Source organism: Companilactobacillus crustorum JCM 15951 (assembly GCF_001434585.1).
Classification (GTDB): domain Bacteria; phylum Bacillota; class Bacilli; order Lactobacillales; family Lactobacillaceae; genus Companilactobacillus; species Companilactobacillus crustorum.
This window is the reverse complement of record NZ_AZDB01000010.1, coordinates 36,593-56,742: the sequence shown is the minus strand read 5'-3', so window position 1 is coordinate 56,742 and position 20,150 is coordinate 36,593. Positions and strand designations below refer to the sequence as shown.

Annotated in this window: 19 protein-coding genes; 16 read left to right on the top strand and 3 right to left on the bottom strand. The window is 35.9% G+C overall.

The features are described from left to right. Positions 1–21: 21 nt before the first annotated feature. Positions 22–270, bottom strand: coding sequence for a 30S ribosomal protein S20 (gene rpsT, locus FD26_RS04410; RefSeq protein WP_057867228.1), 249 nt, complete (start codon positions 268–270; stop codon positions 22–24). Positions 271–486: 216 nt separating this feature from the next. On the opposite strand from rpsT, the gene rpsO reads away from it, so the two are divergent. The 7 genes from rpsO (at position 487) to yihA (ending at position 8,512) form a co-directional block, all read left to right on the top strand. Further along, positions 487–756, top strand: coding sequence for a 30S ribosomal protein S15 (rpsO, locus tag FD26_RS04405; protein WP_057867227.1), 270 nt, complete (start codon positions 487–489; stop codon positions 754–756). A gap of 172 nt (positions 757–928) precedes the next feature. Next, positions 929–2,626 carry a ribonuclease J gene (locus FD26_RS04400; protein WP_057867226.1) on the top strand — a complete coding sequence of 566 codons (1,698 nt, stop codon included), beginning with the start codon at positions 929–931 and terminating at the stop codon, positions 2,624–2,626. 31 nt (positions 2,627–2,657) lie between these two features. Further along, positions 2,658–3,605: a hypothetical protein gene (locus FD26_RS04395; protein WP_057867225.1), complete on the top strand. Its 948-nt coding sequence runs from the start codon at positions 2,658–2,660 to the stop codon at positions 3,603–3,605. A gap of 205 nt (positions 3,606–3,810) precedes the next feature. Further along, positions 3,811–5,001 carry an elongation factor Tu gene (tuf, locus tag FD26_RS04390; protein WP_057867224.1) on the top strand — a complete coding sequence of 397 codons (1,191 nt, stop codon included), beginning with the start codon at positions 3,811–3,813 and terminating at the stop codon, positions 4,999–5,001. Between the two features lie 204 nt (positions 5,002–5,205). Further along, positions 5,206–6,492, top strand: coding sequence for a trigger factor (gene tig, locus FD26_RS04385; protein WP_057867223.1), 1,287 nt, complete (start codon positions 5,206–5,208; stop codon positions 6,490–6,492). A gap of 139 nt (positions 6,493–6,631) precedes the next feature. Then, the gene (gene clpX / locus FD26_RS04380; RefSeq protein ID WP_057867222.1) at positions 6,632–7,879 is read left to right on the top strand and encodes an ATP-dependent Clp protease ATP-binding subunit ClpX; all 1,248 of its coding nucleotides are present in this window, start codon (positions 6,632–6,634) and stop codon (positions 7,877–7,879) included. Positions 7,880–7,927: 48 nt separating this feature from the next. After that, positions 7,928–8,512, top strand: a complete 585-nt coding sequence (yihA, locus tag FD26_RS04375; RefSeq protein ID WP_057867221.1) for a ribosome biogenesis GTP-binding protein YihA/YsxC — start codon at positions 7,928–7,930, stop codon at positions 8,510–8,512. A 49-nt stretch (positions 8,513–8,561) separates the two neighbouring features. Here yihA and FD26_RS04370 read toward each other — a convergent pair whose 3' ends face one another. Beyond that, complete coding sequence (locus FD26_RS04370; protein ID WP_057867220.1) at positions 8,562–9,116, bottom strand: histidine phosphatase family protein; 555 nt, start codon at positions 9,114–9,116, stop codon at positions 8,562–8,564. A gap of 361 nt (positions 9,117–9,477) precedes the next feature. On the opposite strand from FD26_RS04370, the gene tyrS reads away from it, so the two are divergent. The 6 genes from tyrS (at position 9,478) to FD26_RS04340 (ending at position 15,653) form a co-directional block, all read left to right on the top strand. Continuing rightward, positions 9,478–10,722, top strand: a complete 1,245-nt coding sequence (gene tyrS / locus FD26_RS04365; RefSeq protein ID WP_057867219.1) for a tyrosine--tRNA ligase — start codon at positions 9,478–9,480, stop codon at positions 10,720–10,722. Positions 10,723–10,988: 266 nt separating this feature from the next. Beyond that, positions 10,989–11,936 carry an aspartate carbamoyltransferase catalytic subunit gene (locus FD26_RS04360; RefSeq protein WP_057867218.1) on the top strand — a complete coding sequence of 316 codons (948 nt, stop codon included), beginning with the start codon at positions 10,989–10,991 and terminating at the stop codon, positions 11,934–11,936. Then, positions 11,893–13,167: a dihydroorotase gene (locus FD26_RS04355; RefSeq protein WP_103429326.1), complete on the top strand. Its 1,275-nt coding sequence runs from the start codon at positions 11,893–11,895 to the stop codon at positions 13,165–13,167. Before FD26_RS04360 ends, FD26_RS04355 begins: the two co-directional genes overlap by 44 nt. Before the next feature lie 16 nt (positions 13,168–13,183). Continuing rightward, positions 13,184–13,876, top strand: coding sequence for an orotidine-5'-phosphate decarboxylase (pyrF, locus tag FD26_RS04350; protein WP_057867217.1), 693 nt, complete (start codon positions 13,184–13,186; stop codon positions 13,874–13,876). Beyond that, entirely contained in the window at positions 13,876–14,514 is a 639-nt protein-coding gene (pyrE, locus tag FD26_RS04345) for an orotate phosphoribosyltransferase (RefSeq protein WP_057867216.1), read from the top strand. Before pyrF ends, pyrE begins: the two co-directional genes overlap by 1 nt. Next, on the top strand, positions 14,514–15,653 hold the full coding sequence (locus FD26_RS04340; protein ID WP_057867215.1) for a quinone-dependent dihydroorotate dehydrogenase: 1,140 nt from the start codon (positions 14,514–14,516) through the stop codon (positions 15,651–15,653). Before pyrE ends, FD26_RS04340 begins: the two co-directional genes overlap by 1 nt. 42 nt (positions 15,654–15,695) lie before the next feature. Here FD26_RS04340 and FD26_RS04335 read toward each other — a convergent pair whose 3' ends face one another. Then, positions 15,696–16,067 (bottom strand): hypothetical protein, encoded by a 372-nt coding sequence (locus FD26_RS04335; RefSeq protein WP_057867214.1) that lies wholly within the window; start codon positions 16,065–16,067, stop codon positions 15,696–15,698. Between the two features lie 793 nt (positions 16,068–16,860). On the opposite strand from FD26_RS04335, the gene FD26_RS04330 reads away from it, so the two are divergent. The 3 genes from FD26_RS04330 (at position 16,861) to FD26_RS04320 (ending at position 20,149) form a co-directional block, all read left to right on the top strand. Then, positions 16,861–17,193 carry an ArsR/SmtB family transcription factor gene (locus FD26_RS04330; protein ID WP_057867213.1) on the top strand — a complete coding sequence of 111 codons (333 nt, stop codon included), beginning with the start codon at positions 16,861–16,863 and terminating at the stop codon, positions 17,191–17,193. After that, on the top strand, positions 17,193–18,203 hold the full coding sequence (locus tag FD26_RS04325) for an NADP-dependent oxidoreductase (protein WP_082596231.1): 1,011 nt from the start codon (positions 17,193–17,195) through the stop codon (positions 18,201–18,203). Before FD26_RS04330 ends, FD26_RS04325 begins: the two co-directional genes overlap by 1 nt. 305 nt (positions 18,204–18,508) lie before the next feature. Further along, on the top strand, positions 18,509–20,149 hold the full coding sequence (locus FD26_RS04320) for a PTS transporter subunit EIIC (RefSeq protein ID WP_057867212.1): 1,641 nt from the start codon (positions 18,509–18,511) through the stop codon (positions 20,147–20,149). The last annotated feature ends 1 nt before the right edge of the window (position 20,150 follow it).

The following is a 20,150-nucleotide window of genomic DNA, read 5'->3' as shown; positions in this document are numbered from 1 at the left end:
CAACCTAGCGGCTGCTTATCATTAATTCATCTTAGCAAGTCTTGACTTATCACGAGCAGCCTTGTTAGCCTTAATTAGGCCTTTTGACTTAGCCATGTCAATAGCACGGACAGCTGTTCTGAATAATTCATCTTTGTTGTCAGCGTTTTTAGCAGCAGATGTTTCAAAGTTCTTAATTGCTGAACGCATTGAACTTCTTTGTGCATTATTGCGAAGGTTAGCGCTCTCTGCAGTCTTTACACGTTTCATAGCTGATTTAATTTGTGGCATTAATTTCACCTCCGATTACCTAGTAAGCTTAAAACTCAATACATAGAATTATACATAATTAACTTTAGCAATGCAATGAAATGTCGATTTTTTTTCATCATTGCAATATTTCTTCTTTTGTAGTAAATTAGTTAGATGTATTAACCATGCTCTGTTTGACGAATCACCAACGCAGACATAGTTTGGCTAAATAATATAAGGAAAAGGTGAATTGAAATGGCTATTTCAAAACAAAAGAAAAACGAAATTATTAAACAATATGCACGTAAAGACGGAGACACTGGTTCTCCCGAAGTACAAATTGCTGTTTTAACATACGATATTAATGCACTTAACGATCACTTGAAAGTTAACAAGAAGGACCACCATTCATATGTTGGTCTATTGAAGAAGATTGGTCACCGTCGTAATCTATTAGGTTACCTACGTGGTAAAGATATTCAACGTTACCGTGAATTGATCAAGTCATTAGGTCTACGTCGTTAATAGTAATTAGGAGTATCCAGCGATGGAACTCCTATTTTTTTTGCTTATTTTTTCTAATCGCTCGTTGATATGTTAAAATAAAAAACAGGTATAGCTTAAATAGTCTTAAAAGACTTAAGAATCACAATAGAATATTATGATCTATGCTATTTTAATGAAATGAGAGATGAAAATGAGCAAAAAAATTAAGATAATTTTGTTAAGTGGTGTACGCGAAAATGGAAAGAACATGTACGCCGTCGAAGTAAATGATGAGATTTATATTTTAGATATTGGTTTGCAATATCCAGATAATGATCTTTATGGTATTGATTTGGTCGTACCTGATATGACTTATATCAAACAAAACATTGATAAGGTAGTAGGTGTGTTCTTATCACATGGACATGCTGATGCAATTGGAGCTTTGCCTTATCTGATCAGCGACTATGATATTCCAGTCTTTGGTTCAGAAATGACTATTGAATTGGCTAAAATCGTTTGTTCAAACGATCGTCGCAGTAAGAAATTTTCAAATTTCCATATTATTGACGAAAATACAGCTATTGATTTTGAAGAAGCTTCAGTATCCTTCTTTAAGACTACCCACTCAATTCCTGGTTCCTTAGGAACCGTTATTAAGACTAGTGAAGGTCAGATCGTCTATACTGGAGACTTTAAATTTGATCAAGCTGCTGCACCAACATATAAAACCAACTATGGTCGTATTGCCAAAATTGGTAGTGAAAGAGTTTTAGCCCTATTAAGTGATTCAGCTAACGCCGAGTCCCCATATGAAAATTCTAGTGAAAAGGATATTTATGAATATATCCTTGATACATTTAGTTATCACAATGGACGTATTATCGTAGCGCAAGTTGCTTCAAATATTCAAAGAATGCAACAAGTACTTGATGCAGCTGCTAAGACAGGTCGCCGAGTTTTTCTTTCTGGAACTGATGCTGAGAAAATTCTTAAGACAGCCATGCATTTAGGTTATTTGAAGATCAGCAATAAAGATTTAATTCTGAAACCTAAGGAATTAAAGACAGTCGATACAAATAAATTAGTTGTAATTGAAACTGGTAAGATGGGCGAGCCAGTTAAACTTTTACAAAAGATGGCTAATCCAGCTGCTAAGACTAAATTCCAAATTGAAGAAGGGGATCTTGTCTTTATTGCTACGACGCCATCACATGCTATGGATACAACGGTTGCCAAAGCTCGTGATGCTATTTATCGGACTGGTGCTGAAGTAAAAGCTTTGAGTGATGACAAACATTCATCAGGACATGCCAATAAGTCAGATTTGCAATTGATGATCAATTTGTTGAATCCTGAAAATGTTGTTCCAGTACAAGGCGAGTATCGTTTGTTAGATGCACATGCACGTATTGCTCATGAAACAGGCGTTCCTTATCAAAATATCTTCCTAACTAAAAAGGGTGATGTTTTGAATTATGAAAATGGTCAATTTTATCAAGGTAAAAGCGTTGATGCCGGCGATACTATGATTGATGGTATTGGTGTTGGCGATATTGGCAGCATTGTGCTTCGAGATCGTGAATTATTGGCCGAAGACGGTGTCTTTATTGCTGTGGCTACAATTGATCGTAAAAAGAAGAAAGTCGTTGCTAAGCCTAAAATTACGGCTCGTGGCTTTGTTTACATGCGTGCTAGTCGTGATTTGTTGAGCGAGAGTTCAGATATTATCGTGAATACAATTGTCGATTATATGCAAACTAGCAAAGATTTTGATTGGTCAGATCTAAAACAAGGCGTTCGTGATAAGTTGAATCATTTCTTGTATGAACAAACTAATCGACACCCAGTTATTTTGCCTGTCATTATGGAAGTTAATCAAAACAGACATCGTAAAGCTAAGAACTAGTTTAATTATTTAAGTATGGTTGAGGTATTTTATGGACGATTCAGATAATCTAAAAAAACTTATTAGTCAAGCTGAAGAGGCCTTTGACCAAGGAAATTGGGATGAGGCAACAGATTTATATACACAAGCATATGCCATGCAGCAGTCATTCTTAATCAATAGAGGACTTGCTGCTTCTTTATTGAATCAACAAAGACCCGGCGATGCGGAGGCTGTGATTTTAGATTATTTTAGTTATTACCTCAGCGAACCGGATACGGCAGAATTAGCATTAGACATTATTTTGGAAAATAATGATTTTTTGTTGGCTAATCAATTGCTTAGTTTTTATGACAGTAATTCTTTACCCAATATCAAACCAGAGCTTATTGATAGTTTTGTCAAAAGAATTAAAATAGCTGAAGATCGTCATGAAAGATCTTTTAAACCTGAAAAGGAAAAAATATCAGCTCGCTTATTGTCAATTGTCACTGAACCAACAGCTGAGCAAATTCAATTGTTAAGAAAGTTAAGAGAATTCAATAGGGCTGATTACATCAAAAATGCTAAAGTTTTATTGGAAAATCCCTTGTTACATCCGCTTTTGAAGAGTGAAGCTTTAGAAAATCTATTAAAATTAGGCGTTGATGAAACCATCGATATTTCGTTCTACGGTAAAAATAAAACTTGCAATCCAAGTCAACTAATGCCTATTATGTCAACTGATGTCTATTTGAAAATGTGTGACGAATTAGAAAAATTATTAACTGATGAGAACGAAACTCAGTTGGAGAACTTTAAAGGTGAATTGTCACTTTACGCGGCATTTGTCTATCCTTTTGGTGATGAAATAATAAAAACGCCAGAACTCTGGACAAAAGCAATGCTTTTAAGGTATGGTTTAGTAGATGATTCACAGGTAAGTGATAATCAGGGTTTAGACGATGTAAAAACTTGGTTGAAACGGTTCGATGAACTGATAAATACCTTTCAGGAGTGAAAAAGTTTAACTTTTTTCGCTTTGAGTATTTACAATTACGTTTACGGCCTGTATACTCCAAAGAGTATATTTTTAGTCGGTGATTTGCGTTGAATTGCTTTGCTTTCACCTCTGAAAGTAGTATAATTTTTCAGTAAAGAGTCGTCTAAAGAACATTTTCTTTGGATCAATCTTATGAAATGAAATTTTAGGAGGATTCTTTGTAATGGCAGAAAAAGAACATTATGAGAGAACAAAGCCCCATGTAAATATTGGGACAATTGGTCACGTTGACCATGGTAAGACTACTTTAACAGCAGCAATCACTAAGGTTTTGGCTGACAAAGGTTTAGCTAAGGCTGAAGATTACGCTGATATCGATAAAGCCCCAGAAGAAAAGGAACGTGGGATTACTATCAACACTGCTCACGTTGAATACGAAACTGAAAAGCGTCACTATGCACATATCGATGCTCCAGGACACGCTGATTACGTTAAGAATATGATCACTGGTGCTGCACAAATGGATGGTGCCATCCTTGTTGTTGCTGCAACTGATGGTCCTATGCCACAAACTCGTGAACATATCTTGCTTGCTCGCCAAGTTGGTGTTGAATACATCGTTGTATTCTTGAACAAGACTGATCTTGTTGACGATCCAGAACTAACAGATCTTGTTGAGATGGAAGTTCGTGAACTTCTATCAGAATACGATTTCCCAGGGGATGACATTCCTGTTATCCGTGGTTCAGCTTTGAAGGCTCTTGAAGGAGACCCTGAAGAAGTTAAACACGTTGAAGAATTACTTGATGTTGTTGATGAATATATCCCAACACCAGAACGTGATAATACAAAACCATTTATGATGCCTGTTGAAGATGTCTTCACTATCACTGGTCGTGGTACTGTTGCATCTGGTCGTATCGATCGTGGTGAAATTAAGATTGGTGACGAAGTTGAAATCGTTGGTTTGAAGCCAGAAGTATTGAAGTCAACTGTTACTGGTCTAGAAATGTTCCGTAAGACTCTTGATTTAGGTGAAGCCGGAGATAACGTTGGTATCTTACTACGTGGTGTTAACCGTGATCAAATCGAACGTGGACAAGTTCTTGCTAAGCCAGGTTCAATCCAAACTCACAACAAGTTCAAGGGTGAAGTTTATATCATGAGTAAAGAAGAAGGTGGACGTCATACTCCATTCTTCTCAAACTACCGTCCACAATTCTACTTCCATACAACTGATGTTACTGGTGTTATTGAATTGCCAGAAGGTGTAGAAATGGTTATGCCTGGTGACCAAGTTACTTTTGAAGTTGACTTGATTGCTCCAGTTGCTATCGAAAATGGTACAAGATTTACTGTTCGTGAAGGTGGCCGTACTGTTGGTGCCGGAGTTGTTACAGAAATCTTAGACTAATCTAAGTAGTAATGATAAAAAAAGAGTTGGTTAATCCGGCTCTTTTTTTTTGTATAAATTATTCAAAAATCTTTAAAAGTATCATATAATAGAAAAATGATGTCTTAAAGTTACCTAGAAATCACGTCGAATGTTTACAATATCACCATTTTAAGGTAATATTACAAAGTATGAGATCGTTGAAATACCGGAGGGATAATATAAATGTCTGCTAAGGCTAAATTTACAAAAAAAGAAAATAATACTGGTGAATTGAAATTTGAAATTGACCAGGACACAATCAAGCAAGGTTTGGATACTGCATTCAACCGTGTAAAGAAGAGTTTAAACGTACCTGGTTTTAGAAAGGGTCGTGTACCTCGTCAAATCTTCAACCGTATGTATGGTGAAGAAGCATTGTACGAAGATGCTTTGAATGCTGTTTTACCAACTGCATATCAAGATGCTGTTGATGAAACTAAAGTAGAACCAGTTGATCAACCACAAATTAACGTTGAATCAATGGAAAAAGACCAACCATGGGCAATTACAGCAACAATTACTGTTAAACCTGATGTTGAACTTGGTGACTACAAAGGTATCGAAGTTAAAAAACAAAAACGTAATGTCATGAAGGCTGATGTTGAAGATCGTCTTGCTGAATTACAAAAACAACAAGCTGAACTTGTTCTTAAAGATGGTAAGGCTGAAAAGGGCGACACAGTTGTTATTGACTATGTTGGTACAGTTGATGGTAAAGAGTTCGATGGTGGTAGTGCTCAAAACTACTCACTAGAACTTGGTTCAGGTACATTCATTCCTGGATTCGAAGATGACTTGATTGGTCATTCAGCTGGTGATGACGTTGACGTTAACGTTACATTCCCAGAAGATTACCAAGCAAAGGAATTAGCTGGTAAGAAGGCTATTTTCAAGACAAAACTTCATGAAGTTAAAACAAAGGAATTGCCTAAGTTAGATGATGACTTTGCTAAGGATGTTGACGAAGATGTTGATACTCTTGAAGAATTAAGAACAAAACTTCATGATGAAATCAAGGATCAAAAGAAAGAAACTGCTGAAGAAAATATTCAAGAAGAAGCAATTTCTGGTGCAGTTAAGAATGCTAAGATCGATTCAATTCCTCAAGCAATGATTGATACAGAAGTTGAAAATCAATTGAACCAATACTTAGCTAACTTACGTCGTCAAGGTATCGATCCTAAATTGTACTATCAAATGACAGGTACAAACGAAGATAGCTTGAAGAAACAATTTGCTAAAGATGCTGAAGAACGTGTTAAGACTGACTTAGTTATCGAAGCAATCGTTGCTAAAGAAGGTATCAAACCTTCAGAAGATGAAATTAAGGCTGAAATCAAGTCACTTGCTGATGAATATAAGATGGAAGAAAAAGCTGTTAGAAACGCTCTTTCAGATGATATGTTGGCACATGATATTGCAGCTAAGAAGGCAATTGAATTGATCGTTGATTCAGCTGTTGAAAAGTAATCGATTTCTTTTATTAAACTTTAGGAAGCCAAAGGGCTTCCTTTTTTGTAATTAGGGGTGGCAAAACTAATTGCTTTACTCTTAGTTATTAGCATGCTAGACTTTCACAGTATTGGAACTATTGAAGGAGAAATTGCATATGTTTGATAGTACAGAAAATACTGGTACAATCAGTTGTTCGTTTTGTGGCAAAACACAAGATCAAGTTAAAAAGATTGTTGCCGGTCCCGGAGTCTATATTTGTAATGAATGTATTGATTTGTGCAAAGAAATTATAGATGAAGAATTAAATGAAGCTACACCATTGGATTTAGATAATATTCCTACACCAGTAGAAATTAAAAAAATTCTTGATGATTATGTAATTGGACAAATTGATGCTAAGAGGGCACTGTCTGTTGCTGTTTATAATCATTACAAACGAATTAATAAAATGGAACACCTTAAAGAAGGGAAAACTGAGTTACAAAAGAGTAATATTGCTTTGATTGGACCAACTGGTTCGGGTAAAACCTTCTTGGCTCAAACTTTAGCTCGTATTCTAAAAGTTCCATTTGCAATTGCTGATGCTACTACCTTGACCGAGGCAGGTTACGTTGGTGAAGATGTTGAGAATATTCTATTGAAACTCTTGCAAAATGCCGATTTCGATGTTGATAAGGCTGAACATGGCATTGTTTACATTGATGAAATTGATAAGATTGCTAAAAAGAGTGAAAATGTTTCAATCACACGTGATGTTTCTGGTGAAGGTGTTCAACAGGCACTTTTGAAGATTCTTGAAGGTACTATTGCTAGCGTGCCACCACAAGGTGGAAGAAAACACCCTCAACAAGAGTTGATTCAAATTGATACAACGAATATTCTCTTCATTGTTGGTGGTGCTTTTGATGGTATCGAAACAATTGTTAAGAATCGTTTAGGCGATAAAACAATTGGTTTTGGTGCAGAGCAAAAAGCTAATATTGCTGAAGAGAAGAGCTTGATGCAGCAGATTATTCCAGAAGATTTGATGAAGTTTGGTATTATTCCTGAATTTATCGGACGTATTCCAATCGTTACAGCGCTTGAGAAGCTAACTGAGGACGATTTAGTTAATATCCTTACAAAACCTAAGAACGCTCTAATTAAGCAGTATAAGGAATTATTGGAACTTGATGGCGTTAACTTGATTTTTACCGATGGAGCATTGAAAGAAATTGCTAAGATGTCGATAGAAAGAAATACTGGTGCCCGTGGTTTGAGATCAATTGTTGAAGAGACAATGCTTGATACCATGTTTGATATTCCTGGACGTGATGATGTTGAAAGCGTGAAGGTTACTAAAGATGCTGTAAGAAAAGTAAAAGAACCAGAATTGATTTTGAAAGATGGAGAGGTTGCCTAGTAGGCAGCCTTTTTTTTGTATGGTAAAATTATGTTATTGAGGTGAAATATGCAAGTAAATAACGTATCGATGAATTTGAGTGCAGTTAGCTCTAAACAATATCCAGGTGAAGGATTTCCTGAGATCGCGCTTTTAGGCCGCTCTAATGTTGGAAAGTCTTCTTTGATCAACACGCTTATTAATCGTAAAAGCTTTGCCAGAACGTCAAGTACACCCGGAAAGACGCAGACATTAAATTTTTATAATATTGAAGACCAATTATATTTGGTTGATGTTCCAGGCTATGGTTTTGCCAAAGTTTCTAAGAAACAACGTGAAGAATTTGGAACTATGATTGAAGAATATTTGACGACACGTGATGTATTAAGAGGCGTGGTTATTTTAGTTGATGGACGTCATGCACCAAGTGAAGATGATATTTCGATGTATCAATTTGTCAGTTATTATAATATTCCTACGTTAGTGGTTGCTACTAAGATGGATAAGGTCAAGGTCAATCAATGGAATAAAACTGTCAGTCAAGTTAAAAAAACGATTGGTCTTAATCAAACTGATTCATTGCAGTTGTTTAGTTCTGAAACAAAGTATGGAAAAGATGAAGTTTGGGAATGGATCGAAAATCATATGGCTTAAAAAAAACTAGCAATCATTTTTAATAATTGATTGCTAGTTTTTTTATAGATTAATTTTTAAAATTAATTATTTTTTCAAATGTAAATTTATTATTATTAAAGCTAAATTTTAAAATACTACAATTAGTGAAGCCACTAGCTCGTAATTTAGCAGCATCAGTCCATAAATCTGAAAACATCATGATAGCTCCAGCATGGCTGACTACCAATACTGTTTGATTATCCTGATTCATAATTTTAGTCAAGGTATCATTAACACGTTTTTGAGCGAGTTGATCGTCCTCGCCTCCAAATTGAACGTAGTAGTTGCCAAAATGCTTTGCAGGATCACTTTGCGGATGCAGGTATTCGTGTTCGCCTTCAAATTTACCAAATGAAAGTTCTCTCAATCCTTTGAGACGCTTATAAGGCATATCTGTGACCGTTTCTAGGGTATCGCTTGCACGTTCTGCTGTGGAGCAATAAGCGGCATCAAAATGGATCTGTTGATCTTTAAAGTATTGTCCAGCAATTTGAGCCTGTTTAATGCCAGTTTTTGTCAGCGGTGAATCGCACCAACCTTGAATTTTATGTTGAACATTAAAAAGTGTTTGACCATGGCGCATAATATAAAGTGTTTTTTCATTTTTATTTCCCCCAAGATAAAAGCGATTACATTATACAATAAGTGTTCACACTCAAAAAAGGTCTTGAAATATTTTCTAGGGCTGTGTATCATCATATTTATAGATAGTTTTAGTTTTAATTTAAGTAGTGACTGATTTCAGTGAACAGAGAATTGACGGTTGGTGTGAGTCAAGCAGGATCAGTTATGAAATACAAAACTAAAATTCGAGTCCTACGTTATAGGAGTAAAGAGCAAGTTATTAAACTTGAATCTGGGTGGTACCGCGCTAAAGGCGTCCCTGCATTAATTGCAGGGATGCCTTTTTTTCTTATAACGAGGATAACTTGGGAGGAAAATTTATGAATATTATTGATGAATTGTCATGGCGTGGCTTGATCAATCAACAATCAGATGAAGAGGGCCTACGTAAGTTAGTCGATGAAAAAGATATTTCATTGTACTGCGGAATGGATCCAACTGGAGATTCGATGCATATTGGTCACTTATTGCCCTTTATGACTTTGGAAAGATTTGCTAATGCTGGTCATCATCCATACATTGTTATTGGTGGAGCCACTGGTTCAATTGGTGATCCTAGTGGTAAAAAAGCTGAACGTCCTATGCAAACCATGGATCAAGTTAATCATAATGTGGAGGCTTTGAGTAATCAGGCCAAAAGAATTTTCAGCAACTTTACAATGGTTAACAATTATGATTGGACAGAACCAATTGGTATCCTTGATTTCTTACGTGATTATGGAAAACTGTTCAATGTAAATACAATGCTTAACAAGGAAATCATTTCTAGTCGTTTGGAAGTTGGTATTTCCTTTACAGAATTTACTTATCAAATTTTGCAATCAATTGATTTCTTAACACTTTATCGTGAACACAATATCCAACTACAAGTTGGTGGTGGCGATCAATGGGGAAACTTAACTGCTGGACTTGATTTGATTCACAAGGCTGAAGGTCAGGATGCTAAAGTGTATGCTTTAACAATTCCATTATTGCTTAAGTCTGATGGTACTAAGTTTGGAAAGACAGCCGGTGGAGCCGTTTGGCTAGATCCTAAGAAGACATCTCCTTATGAATTTTATCAATTTTGGTTCAACCAAGATGATAAAGATGTTATCAATTTATTGAAGAAGTTTACCTTCTTAAGCCAAGAACAAATTGCTGAGTTAGAGGAATCAGTTAAAACTGCTCCTGAGAAACGTTTAGCTCAAAGAACTTTGGCTCAAGAAGTTACTAAATTCGTTCACGGAGAAGAAGCCTTAAAGACCGCTGAAAAGATCACTGACGTGCTATTTTCTGGAGAAATCCAAGAGTTGACTACTGCCGAAGTGGCGGAAGCCTTCCATGGTGTTCCTAGTGCAGAAATTCCCGCTGAACCAATTAATTTGGTTGATTTATTGATTGCTGTTAACGTTGATAAATCAAAGCGCCAAGCTCGTGAAGATATTCAAAACGGAGCCATTAGAATCAATGGTGAAAAACTAACTGAAACGACGACTGAGATTGATCCTAAAGACTCTTTTGACGGTAAATATATTGTTATTCGTCGTGGTAAGAAGAAGTACTTCTTAGCAACAATTAAATAAAAACTATTGACTGTAACTGTGAAATCGTTTATATTATTTGCAACGAAAACTTTTAATCAAGTCCTGTGAGGCTTGGAAGGTTACTTACACATTTGACAGAAAAAGTGTAAACTTCCTTTCCTTGTGGGATAGGAAGTTTTTTGTTTACTTAAAAAAATCAGGGAACTTTTAAATAGATCCAGCGAGGTCTAAAAGGTCAGGATAACACCAAACTTTTAGGGACTAGCTGGATAAAAAGCTAGCCCCTTTTAATTTGGAGGAAAACAATGAAAAATATACTTTCTATGTCACAATTATCAAACCAAGAGGTCTATAGCTTAATTAATTCTGCTATGGAGTTTAAGGCCGGTAAGAAGTCGAGTATAGGTACTAATAAATTTGCTATTAATCTTTTTTTTGAAAATAGCACTAGAACTAAATCTAGTTTTCAAGTTGCCGAAATGAAATTAGGGATGAATGAAATTGAATTTGAAGCTAAAACTTCTTCAACTACCAAAGGTGAAAGTCTTTACGATACAGTAAAAACAGAAGAGAGCATTGGAGCTGATATCGTAGTTATCCGTCACAGTGAAGATAATTACTATGAAGATTTAGTTAACAATCATGATTTAAAAATTCATATTATTAATGGTGGCGATGGTACTGGTCAGCATCCTTCGCAGTCACTGTTGGATTTGATGACGATCTACGAGCATTTTGGAAAGTTTGAAGGACTAAAGGTTGGTATTATTGGTGATTTAAGTCATTCCCGGGTAGCTCATTCAAATGCAGAAATTTTAACTCGTTTGGGAGCTAAAATGTACTTTGGTGGTTTAAATGCTTGGTATACTCCAGAATTTGCCGAGATAGGTCCCCACATGAGTGTCGATGAGCTTTGTCAGGAGATGGATGTGGTGATGTTACTCAGAGTACAGCATGAACGACTTTCAGCTGAAGAAAATCACAATTTTTCCAAGGCGGACTACTTCAAAAACTATGGTTTGGATCAGCGCCGGGTAGCGTTAATGAAACCAGAAACAATGATTATGCATCCTGCACCAGTAAATCGTGGAGCTGAAATAGCGGATGATGTTGTCGAATGCGATAAATCTTATATTTTTCCACAAATGGCCAACGGGGTGTTCATGCGTATGGCTATGATTGAAGCTGTTTTAGAGGGAGATAAGGCTAGTGAAGAAGTTGCTGATCAAAAACGTCAAACTGTTCTACGCTAATAAGCTAATCAATTGCGATATTTTAGTAGAAAATGGCAGATTTACTCAGATTGCTGAAAATATTGTCGCCAAAGATAGTCAAATTATTGATGCTAAATTTCAACTAGTAACTCCAGGTTTAGTCGACGTACATGTGCATTTTAGAGAACCCGGTCAAGTGCATAAGGAGACAATTGCTACTGGTAGCGAGGCCTCGGCTCATGGCAGTTTTACTACGGTTGGAGCAATGCCAAATGTTATACCTGTACCAGATGATGCTGAAAAATTTGCTAAGCAAATAGAGCTTAATCAAACTAATTCAATTATTAATACTTTGCAGTATGCTCCGGTTACTAAAGCGGAGACAAGTGATGAATTAGTTGATATTGAAACTTTATCTAAATTAGGGGCCTTTGCTTTTTCTAATGATGGTCACGGAATAATGAATGCACAATCCATGTTTCAAGCTATGGAACAAATTGCTGCCGTTCATAGTCATCTAGCGGCTCATGTTGAAGATAAAAATCTTTTTAATCGGGGCGTAATTAACTTCGGTTCAGTTGCTCAACGCTTAGGCTTGCCAGGGATTCAGCAAGTAGCAGAAACATCGCAATTAGCTAGGGATTTGGTTTTGGCTAAAGAAACTGGCGTTCACTACCATGTCTGTCATATTTCTACCAAAGATAGTGTTCAACTAGTGAGAATGGCTAAAGATGCTGGGATTAACGTTACTTGTGAGGTATCGCCACATCATTTGATTTTAAGCGATCAGGATATTTTGACAGATGACGCTAATTTTAAAATGAATCCGCCATTGCGTAGTGAAGTTGATCGTCAGGCTCTGATCGACGGTCTGCAAGATGGCACTATTGATATGATTGCTACTGATCATGCACCGCATGCCGAAAATGAAAAGAATCAAGGTTTTGAAAAGAGTGCATTTGGTATCACTGGAATTGAGACGGCCTTTCCAATGATGTATACGAAATTTGTTAAGACGGGAATTATTAGTTTGGAAAAGCTATTGCAATTAATGGCAACAAAGCCAGCAACCATTTTTGGACTCAAGGAAGCTGGAAGCATTAAATTAGGTCAGACAGCCGATTTTGCGATTATTAATTTAGAAGAACCATTCGAAATTAAAAAGTCAGCATTTTTATCTAAGGGTACAAACAGTCCTTTTATCGGTCAAATGGTCTTAGGACAAGTAAAACAGACTTACGTTAACGGAAAATGTGTTTATTCAAAATAGAGAATGAGGGGTAACAATGAGCAAACCAGTAATAGTAGCATTAGATTTTGCAGATGATTTTGAGTGTATTAATTTTTTGAACCAATTTCCTAAAGATGAGAAGCTTTTCTTGAAGATAGGGCTGGAAATGTTCTGTCAGTTTGGCTATCCGTTTGTCAGAAGTTTACGTGAACGGGGTTATAACATTTTTCTGGATCTGAAATTGCACGATATTCCGAATACAGTTAAAAGAACCTGTGAGATGATTGCCAAATGGGATGTCCAAATGTTAACAGTTCACGCCTCAGGTGGTTCAGAAATGATTGCCGCTGCTAAAGCCGGACTGGCAGGTTCAGCAACTAAATTATTGGCAGTAACTCAGTTAACTTCATTGGGTCAAAATGAATTGGCTAATGAATTGCAAGTACCGCTGGCTTCTCAGGATTATGTCACTCATTTATCAAAATTAGCTTTTGACAATGGTGCTGATGGAGTTATTTCTTCAGCTTTGGAAGTTCCAATGATCAAGGCTGCTACTAGTACAGATTTCTTATGTGTTACTCCTGGTATCAGACCAAAATCCGCTCAAGTAGGGGATCAAAAACGAGTGGCTACACCAGCTCATGCGAGAAATTTAGGCAGCGATGCTATTGTGGTAGGTCGACCAATTACTCAAGCAACAAATGGCTATCAAGCATATATCAATATTAATGAGGAGTGGAATAAATAATGGATAAAAAAGCAGTAGCAGAAAACATCGCTAGTCAATTATTGAGAATTAAGGCGGTAACATTGAGTCCTAAGGAACCATTCGTTTGGGCCAGTGGTATCAAATCCCCGATTTATACTGATAATCGTTTAACCATTGCTTATCCTAATTTTCGACAAACCATTGCTCATGATTTAGCTGATTTGATTATGGAAAATTATCCTGACGTAGAAGTAATTGGTGGCGTTGCTACAGCAGGGATTCCTCACGCTACCGGAGTAGCCAATATTTTAAATCTGCCTCTAAATTATGTTCGACCTCAAAAGAAAGATCACGGCAAAAAGAGTCAGATCGAAGGCCGCTGTCAAAAGGGCGATAAAGTCGTTTTGATTGATGATCTGATTTCGACTGGTGGCAGTATTTTAAAGGCTGTGAAAGCTGTTCGTGAAGAAGGTGGCGAAGTTATTGGAACTGTAGCGATTTTTTCTTATGATTTGCCAGAGAGTACTCAAAATTTTGCTGATGCTAGAACAAAACTATTTACTTTAACAAATTATCCAACCATGATCCAAGTGGCACAGAAGCAAAGCTATGTTGAAGCAGATGATCAAGAACTGTTGCAAAAATGGTATCAAGATCCAGAAAGCTGGGGTAAATAATGGATATATACAAAATTGTACGACCTGCTATTTTTAAGATGGACCCAGAAGTAGATCATCAAGTTGTTGCGACAGGTTTGAAAGCTTTTAATAAGATCCCTCAGGTGTTGCAGACGATGTTTCAAACTAAGAAGTATTCCAATTTAGGTGTAACAGTTAAAGGAATAACGTTTGATTCTCCTATTGGAATTGCGGCAGGGTTTGACAAAAAAGCAGAATTTTATAATAGTTTAGGTGCTTTAGGCGCTGGTTTTGTAGAAATTGGCAGTATTACAAAAAATTGTCAATCCGGCAATAAAAAGAAGCGTATTTTTCGTTTGCCAGCAGATAATGCAATTATTAATCGGATGGGTTTAAATAATTTGGGACTTGAGGAAACAATAAAGCACTTAGCTAATACTCCTAAACATGTCAAAATTGGTCTCAGTATAGCTCCAGGGCACGGCTTGAGCAGCAGTGACATGATTAATGAAATGGTCGCTGATATCAAAGAAATTCACTCTTTGGGAGATTATATAGCTCTCAATCAAAGTTGTCCGAATCAAAAGGGCGTAACAACGCTCCAAGAGATTCCGGTAGCTAAGCGATTGTTACAAAAAATTCATAATTTACATATTAAAGAACCAATTTTTTGTAAATTTGGCAATGATATTTCAGTGGAACAATTGATTGATTTAATCAAGGAAACCGATGGCTTGATGGATGGAATTATTTTGACTAATACAGCTTCTAATCCAAGTCCCGTGCACGCCGATTTGAAATCTAAATATAAGAATGAAGGCGGAGGTCTTAGTGGCAAACCAATATTTGAAAAATCGCTAAGTTTAACTAAGTCTATTCATAAGGCTTTTCCAGATTTACCAATTATGTTCTCTGGCGGTGTTTTTACCCCTGAGGATGCTGAACAAGCTCTCTTAGCAGGGGCTAGTTTAGTTCAAGTTTATACAGGTTTTATTTATAATGGACCAACATTGTTGAATCGTATTAACCGTTATCTTTCTAATAATGAAATTATGTTAAAATATTCGGAAAAAATTACTAAAGCTCCTGAACAAGATAAGCAAAATATTGCTGTAAGTCCCTTAACTAGGGAAGAAATTACCGTAGATGTTAATTCTGGAGCATCTTTCCACGAATAAAAAGCATCGAATGATCATGTGGTCATTCGATGCTTTTTAAGATTATATTTTATAGGTTGTTAAGTTTTCAAGCTTTTGTTGAATAGCTTGTTTTTGTTGGTCAGTGAGAACATTGCTAGTTCCAATAATATCAAGAATGTTACTACCAACTTCGATGATTTTTAGAACTTTGTCATTAGTTGATAAAACCCTATAAATAGCGACAAAATTTCGTAGTTCTAAGTAGTCAGTAGAATTCTGAATTTTATCTAAATTTAATAAATCTTTGGCAGTACTAGTGATGACTTGTTTGGCTCGTTGATTTTTCTTTTTATTATCTTGTCGTTGTTGATAGTAGGGAAGAAATAAAGCAACAGAAACAGCCAATAATTCTCCAAATCCTTCAACCCATTCTGCAAGTGAACCGATCTCCATAAAATTGCCTCCTGGACACTAATTATTTAAATTATGACCTGATAATAGCATTGTATTATGATAATAAATATAGCTATTATTGAAAAAATAATTCTTTTTTTGAGCCATTTTGATCAAAACTTACTACAATAGATAACGAAATCAAAAAATATTGTTTTAAAGGTAATAGGAGTTCTTACTCAAGTTTGTTTATAATGTGAGTATTTTTAAATTCCCGTCCTCCACAAAAAGTGGGAATGCTGTTGGAACTATGGTCTCATAGCTGAACGCATTCCCACTTTTTGCTCCAGACTAACTCCTACTTTGTTCACTTATTATTATAAAATTTGAATAGCAGATAAGAACGGCCACTGTTAAGAAATCCAAGCATAATTGTATGTCTGGAATATTTAATAGTGGCAGTTTTTAATTTAAAGTTTCTATTTAATATACAGAGACAAAAATTCTTACACTGCAAATTTGTTCAATAATATTAGAGCCAGGGACTTAATCGGTAGTAAAAAATCTGTGGGCTCTAAGTCGTGTCCACCACGTTCCAGTTGCCCACAGATTTTTTGCGGACGATGGTATATTTTAACCACATCAGTTAGTATGCTCATACTATAACAAAACTTGAGAAAGAACCTAATGAGAGGGGTTAAAGGTTAATTCTTAAAATTTAATTATCAAAGATTATGACATAATTTTTTCTTTGATCTCGAATATCTTTCTCAATGTTGAAATTTATTCTTAAAGGAATTATCATCATATCTATTGGTTTAATGGTTTAATCTTTTGAACGAACGGAGAACAAATGAACAATAAAATGGCTTTAGATTTAACTAAAAAAAGATTCATAGAGTGTCAAGATATGTTGATTGCCCTAGGGGATGAAAATCGTCAAAATATTTTATTAGCATTAGCTGATGAATCTTGTCGGGGCGGAGTCCGTGTGGGTGAGATAAAGAAACGAGTTAATTTATCAAGACCAGCAGTTTCACATCATTTAAAAATCTTACGAGAAGCCAATTTAGTTACAGTCAGACAGGTTGGAACAATGAACTTTTATTCAGCTGATTTAAAGAGTGAATTTGGAAAATTAACAGATTTAATTGAAGCAATTAAAATATTGGGGGCAACTAAATAATGGCTAAGATGAAAGCTTTTGTAGCAGCGAGTAAAAAGGCTCAACCTAAATTAACTAAAATTGATATTCCACAAATAGCAGATAATGAAGTTTTAGTAGAAGTAGCAGCAGCTAGTATCAATCCAGTGGATCAATTATATCGTCTGATGCAAATTGGGATGCAAATCAAGACCGAATATCCTTTTACCTTAGGAAATGACTTTTCAGGAACCGTTGTAGCCAAAGGAAAAAACGTTAATAAATATCAGTTAGGCGATCAGGTCTATGGACGAATCAAGGAAACTAATTCGGGAACATTTGCTGAATATGTAGCGATTGAAAGTCAATACATTGCTTTGATTCCTCAAAATATTTCTTTAATTGAAGCTGCTTTAATTCCCTTAGTGGGACTAACTGCTTATCAAGCGTTATTTGATAGGTTGAATTTACAAGCTGGCCAAAAGATTTTTATCAATGCCGGTTCGGGTGGAGTTGGCAGTCTTGCAATTCAGTTAGCTAAGGCAAAAGGTGCCTATGTAGCAACAACAATTAGTCCTAAAAATAAAGAGCTTGTTGAAAGTTTAGGTGCGGACGAGATTATTGATTATCATCAGACCGATTTTTCGAAAGTTCTGCATGATTACGATGCTGTTTTTGATACTCATGGCAAGGGTGACACGACCAAAGCCTTGCAAATATTGAATCCGGGTGGCAAGCTAGTAACCATTGCGGGAATACCAACTACTAAACTTGTAAAAGAACGGAACTTGAATCTTTTCCGGAAGCTAGTTATAAAATTAATTTCACGATCAATAGTCAAAGAGGTCCGTCGTCGCAAAGTTTCTTATCAGTTCTTACTAATGAATCCTGATGGCAATCAATTACAAAAATTAACTGAACTAATTGAAGATAATAAAGTAAAACCGATTGTTGATCGTACTTTCGAGTTTGATCAAGTTGAGGATGCCTTGAAGTATTCTGATCAAGGACATAATGTAGGAAAAGTCATTTTGACGATGAAAAAAGATTAATTAATAGTATAAAAAAGCTCGCTAATTCGTATTTTGAATCAGCGAGCTTTTTGAATCTGATTAGATATCGTTGAAGTATTTCTGAATCAAGTAAAAAAATCAGCGTTTCTAGTGGTATTTTAAGTACTTTATTTCTTAAACACTTACAAATGCTGAATCGTTTTAATTTAATCCGCATAAATAAGTTTTCTTTGGCATAAATGATGATATTATTGCAATCGTTAACAAATTATCAATTGAATATATTCGATAAAGTAAAATTTACCGGTTGCTAGTAGCCGTCTTTAAATAAAGAGGGTTTGATTATGTCAAAAAATAAAGGTGGAAGTACAGCTTTTGCTGCGTTGCAAAATGTAGGTAAGACGTTTATGCTTCCAATTGCATTGTTGCCTGTTGCAGGTTTGTTTCTAGGTATTGGTGCTTCATTTACTGGTGCATCATTTATTAAAATGTATCATCTTGAAGTAATTCTTGGACCAGGAACATTTTTAAATCATTTACTTACGATTTTTAATGATTGTGGTAGTGTCATTTTTAATAATTTAGGTCTATTATTTGCTGTTTCAGTTGCTTTAGGATTAGCCAAGAGTGAAAAAGGTGTTGCAGCTTTGTCAGCTCTTGTAGGTTACTTTATGATGTATGCAACTATGACTAGTGCCATTGTTAATTTTGGTGAACTAGGTCGCTTGAAGAAAATCGGTGGATTGCTAACCGACATGCTTGGATTTACTAATACTATGAATACCGGTGTTTTTGGTGGTATTTTTATCGGATTAATCTGTGTTTGGCTCCACAATAAGTATTATAAGATCAAGTTTCCTGATGCTATTTCATTCTTTGGTGGAACCCATTTTAGTCCGATTGCCGGAGCTCTTGCTGGTATCGTTGGTGGATTTATCATGGCATTCTTATGGCCATATATTGCGATGGGAATCGCTGGATTAGGTACTTTGATCGGTAAATCAGGTTACTTTGGAACCTTCTTTTATGCTTATGTTTATCGAGCACTTATTCCTTTTGGATTGCATCACGTCTTTTATCTACCATTTCGGCAGACAGCTGTTGGTGGTACCGCTCACATTGCTGGTAAATCAATTGTCGGTGCCCAGAATATTGTCTTTGCACAATTAGCTTCTGGACAAAAAATTTCTTGGGAAGCTGCACGTTACTTTGCCTTTGAATTTCCCGTTATGATTGGTGGATTTCCAGCTGCTGCCTTAGCTATGTATCATTGTGCTAAGAAGAATAAACGTAAGGATGTTAAAGGTTTGTTGCTTTCATCATCCCTGACTTCGATTTTAACTGGTATTACTGAATCACTAGAATTTACTATTTTGTTTGCATCACCATTCTTGTTCTGGGGTATTCACTGTGTGCTCTTTGCGTTTTCAGCAGTCTTTGTATCCTTGCTTAAAATTGGTGTTGGATTCACCTTCTCAGGTGGTTTATTAGATATGATTCTTTATGGTGTTCTTCCTGGACAAGCTCGTACCAATTGGATTGCCTTGGTACCATTGATTTTGTTCTACTTTGCTTTGTATTACTTTGTCTTTAGATTTGCTATCCTTAAGTTCAACTTGAAGACCCCTGGTCGTGAAGATGATGAAGAGGATGCCGTTTTACATACAAAACAAGATTATGTCAATGAAAAGAACTCTGAAGCTAATAATGATAGTGCTAATCAGGGTGCCGACTCTGATTCTAATAGTATTCCTGCCATGATCGTAAATGGTTTAGGTGGAAAAGCTAATGTCAGTACGTTAGAAGCTTGTGCTACTAGATTACGTGTTAGCGTTAAAAATCCTGATATTATTAAAAAGAATTTATTAAAATCAACTGGAGCTGTTGGTACAGTAGTACATGGAACTGGAGTTCAAGTTATTTATGGAACTAAAGTTTCAACTATTGGACCAGAAGTTGAAGATTATTTAGGAAATGAGGGTTAAT

Bases quoted from the DNA above. Each gene is read 5' to 3' on its own strand.
- rpsT (WP_057867228.1), bottom strand. From the start codon at position 270: ATGCCACAAATTAAATCAGCTATGAAACGTGTAAAGACTGCAGAGAGC.
- rpsO (WP_057867227.1), top strand. From the start codon at position 487: ATGGCTATTTCAAAACAAAAGAAAAACGAAATTATTAAACAATATGCA.
- FD26_RS04400 (WP_057867226.1), top strand. From the start codon at position 929: ATGAGCAAAAAAATTAAGATAATTTTGTTAAGTGGTGTACGCGAAAAT.
- FD26_RS04395 (WP_057867225.1), top strand. From the start codon at position 2,658: ATGGACGATTCAGATAATCTAAAAAAACTTATTAGTCAAGCTGAAGAG.
- tuf (WP_057867224.1), top strand. From the start codon at position 3,811: ATGGCAGAAAAAGAACATTATGAGAGAACAAAGCCCCATGTAAATATT.
- tig (WP_057867223.1), top strand. From the start codon at position 5,206: ATGTCTGCTAAGGCTAAATTTACAAAAAAAGAAAATAATACTGGTGAA.
- clpX (WP_057867222.1), top strand. From the start codon at position 6,632: ATGTTTGATAGTACAGAAAATACTGGTACAATCAGTTGTTCGTTTTGT.
- yihA (WP_057867221.1), top strand. From the start codon at position 7,928: ATGCAAGTAAATAACGTATCGATGAATTTGAGTGCAGTTAGCTCTAAA.
- FD26_RS04370 (WP_057867220.1), bottom strand. From the start codon at position 9,116: ATGCGCCATGGTCAAACACTTTTTAATGTTCAACATAAAATTCAAGGT.
- tyrS (WP_057867219.1), top strand. From the start codon at position 9,478: ATGAATATTATTGATGAATTGTCATGGCGTGGCTTGATCAATCAACAA.
- FD26_RS04360 (WP_057867218.1), top strand. From the start codon at position 10,989: ATGAAAAATATACTTTCTATGTCACAATTATCAAACCAAGAGGTCTAT.
- pyrF (WP_057867217.1), top strand. From the start codon at position 13,184: ATGAGCAAACCAGTAATAGTAGCATTAGATTTTGCAGATGATTTTGAG.
- pyrE (WP_057867216.1), top strand. From the start codon at position 13,876: ATGGATAAAAAAGCAGTAGCAGAAAACATCGCTAGTCAATTATTGAGA.
- FD26_RS04340 (WP_057867215.1), top strand. From the start codon at position 14,514: ATGGATATATACAAAATTGTACGACCTGCTATTTTTAAGATGGACCCA.
- FD26_RS04335 (WP_057867214.1), bottom strand. From the start codon at position 16,067: ATGGAGATCGGTTCACTTGCAGAATGGGTTGAAGGATTTGGAGAATTA.
- FD26_RS04330 (WP_057867213.1), top strand. From the start codon at position 16,861: ATGAACAATAAAATGGCTTTAGATTTAACTAAAAAAAGATTCATAGAG.
- FD26_RS04325 (WP_082596231.1), top strand. From the start codon at position 17,193: ATGGCTAAGATGAAAGCTTTTGTAGCAGCGAGTAAAAAGGCTCAACCT.
- FD26_RS04320 (WP_057867212.1), top strand. From the start codon at position 18,509: ATGTCAAAAAATAAAGGTGGAAGTACAGCTTTTGCTGCGTTGCAAAAT.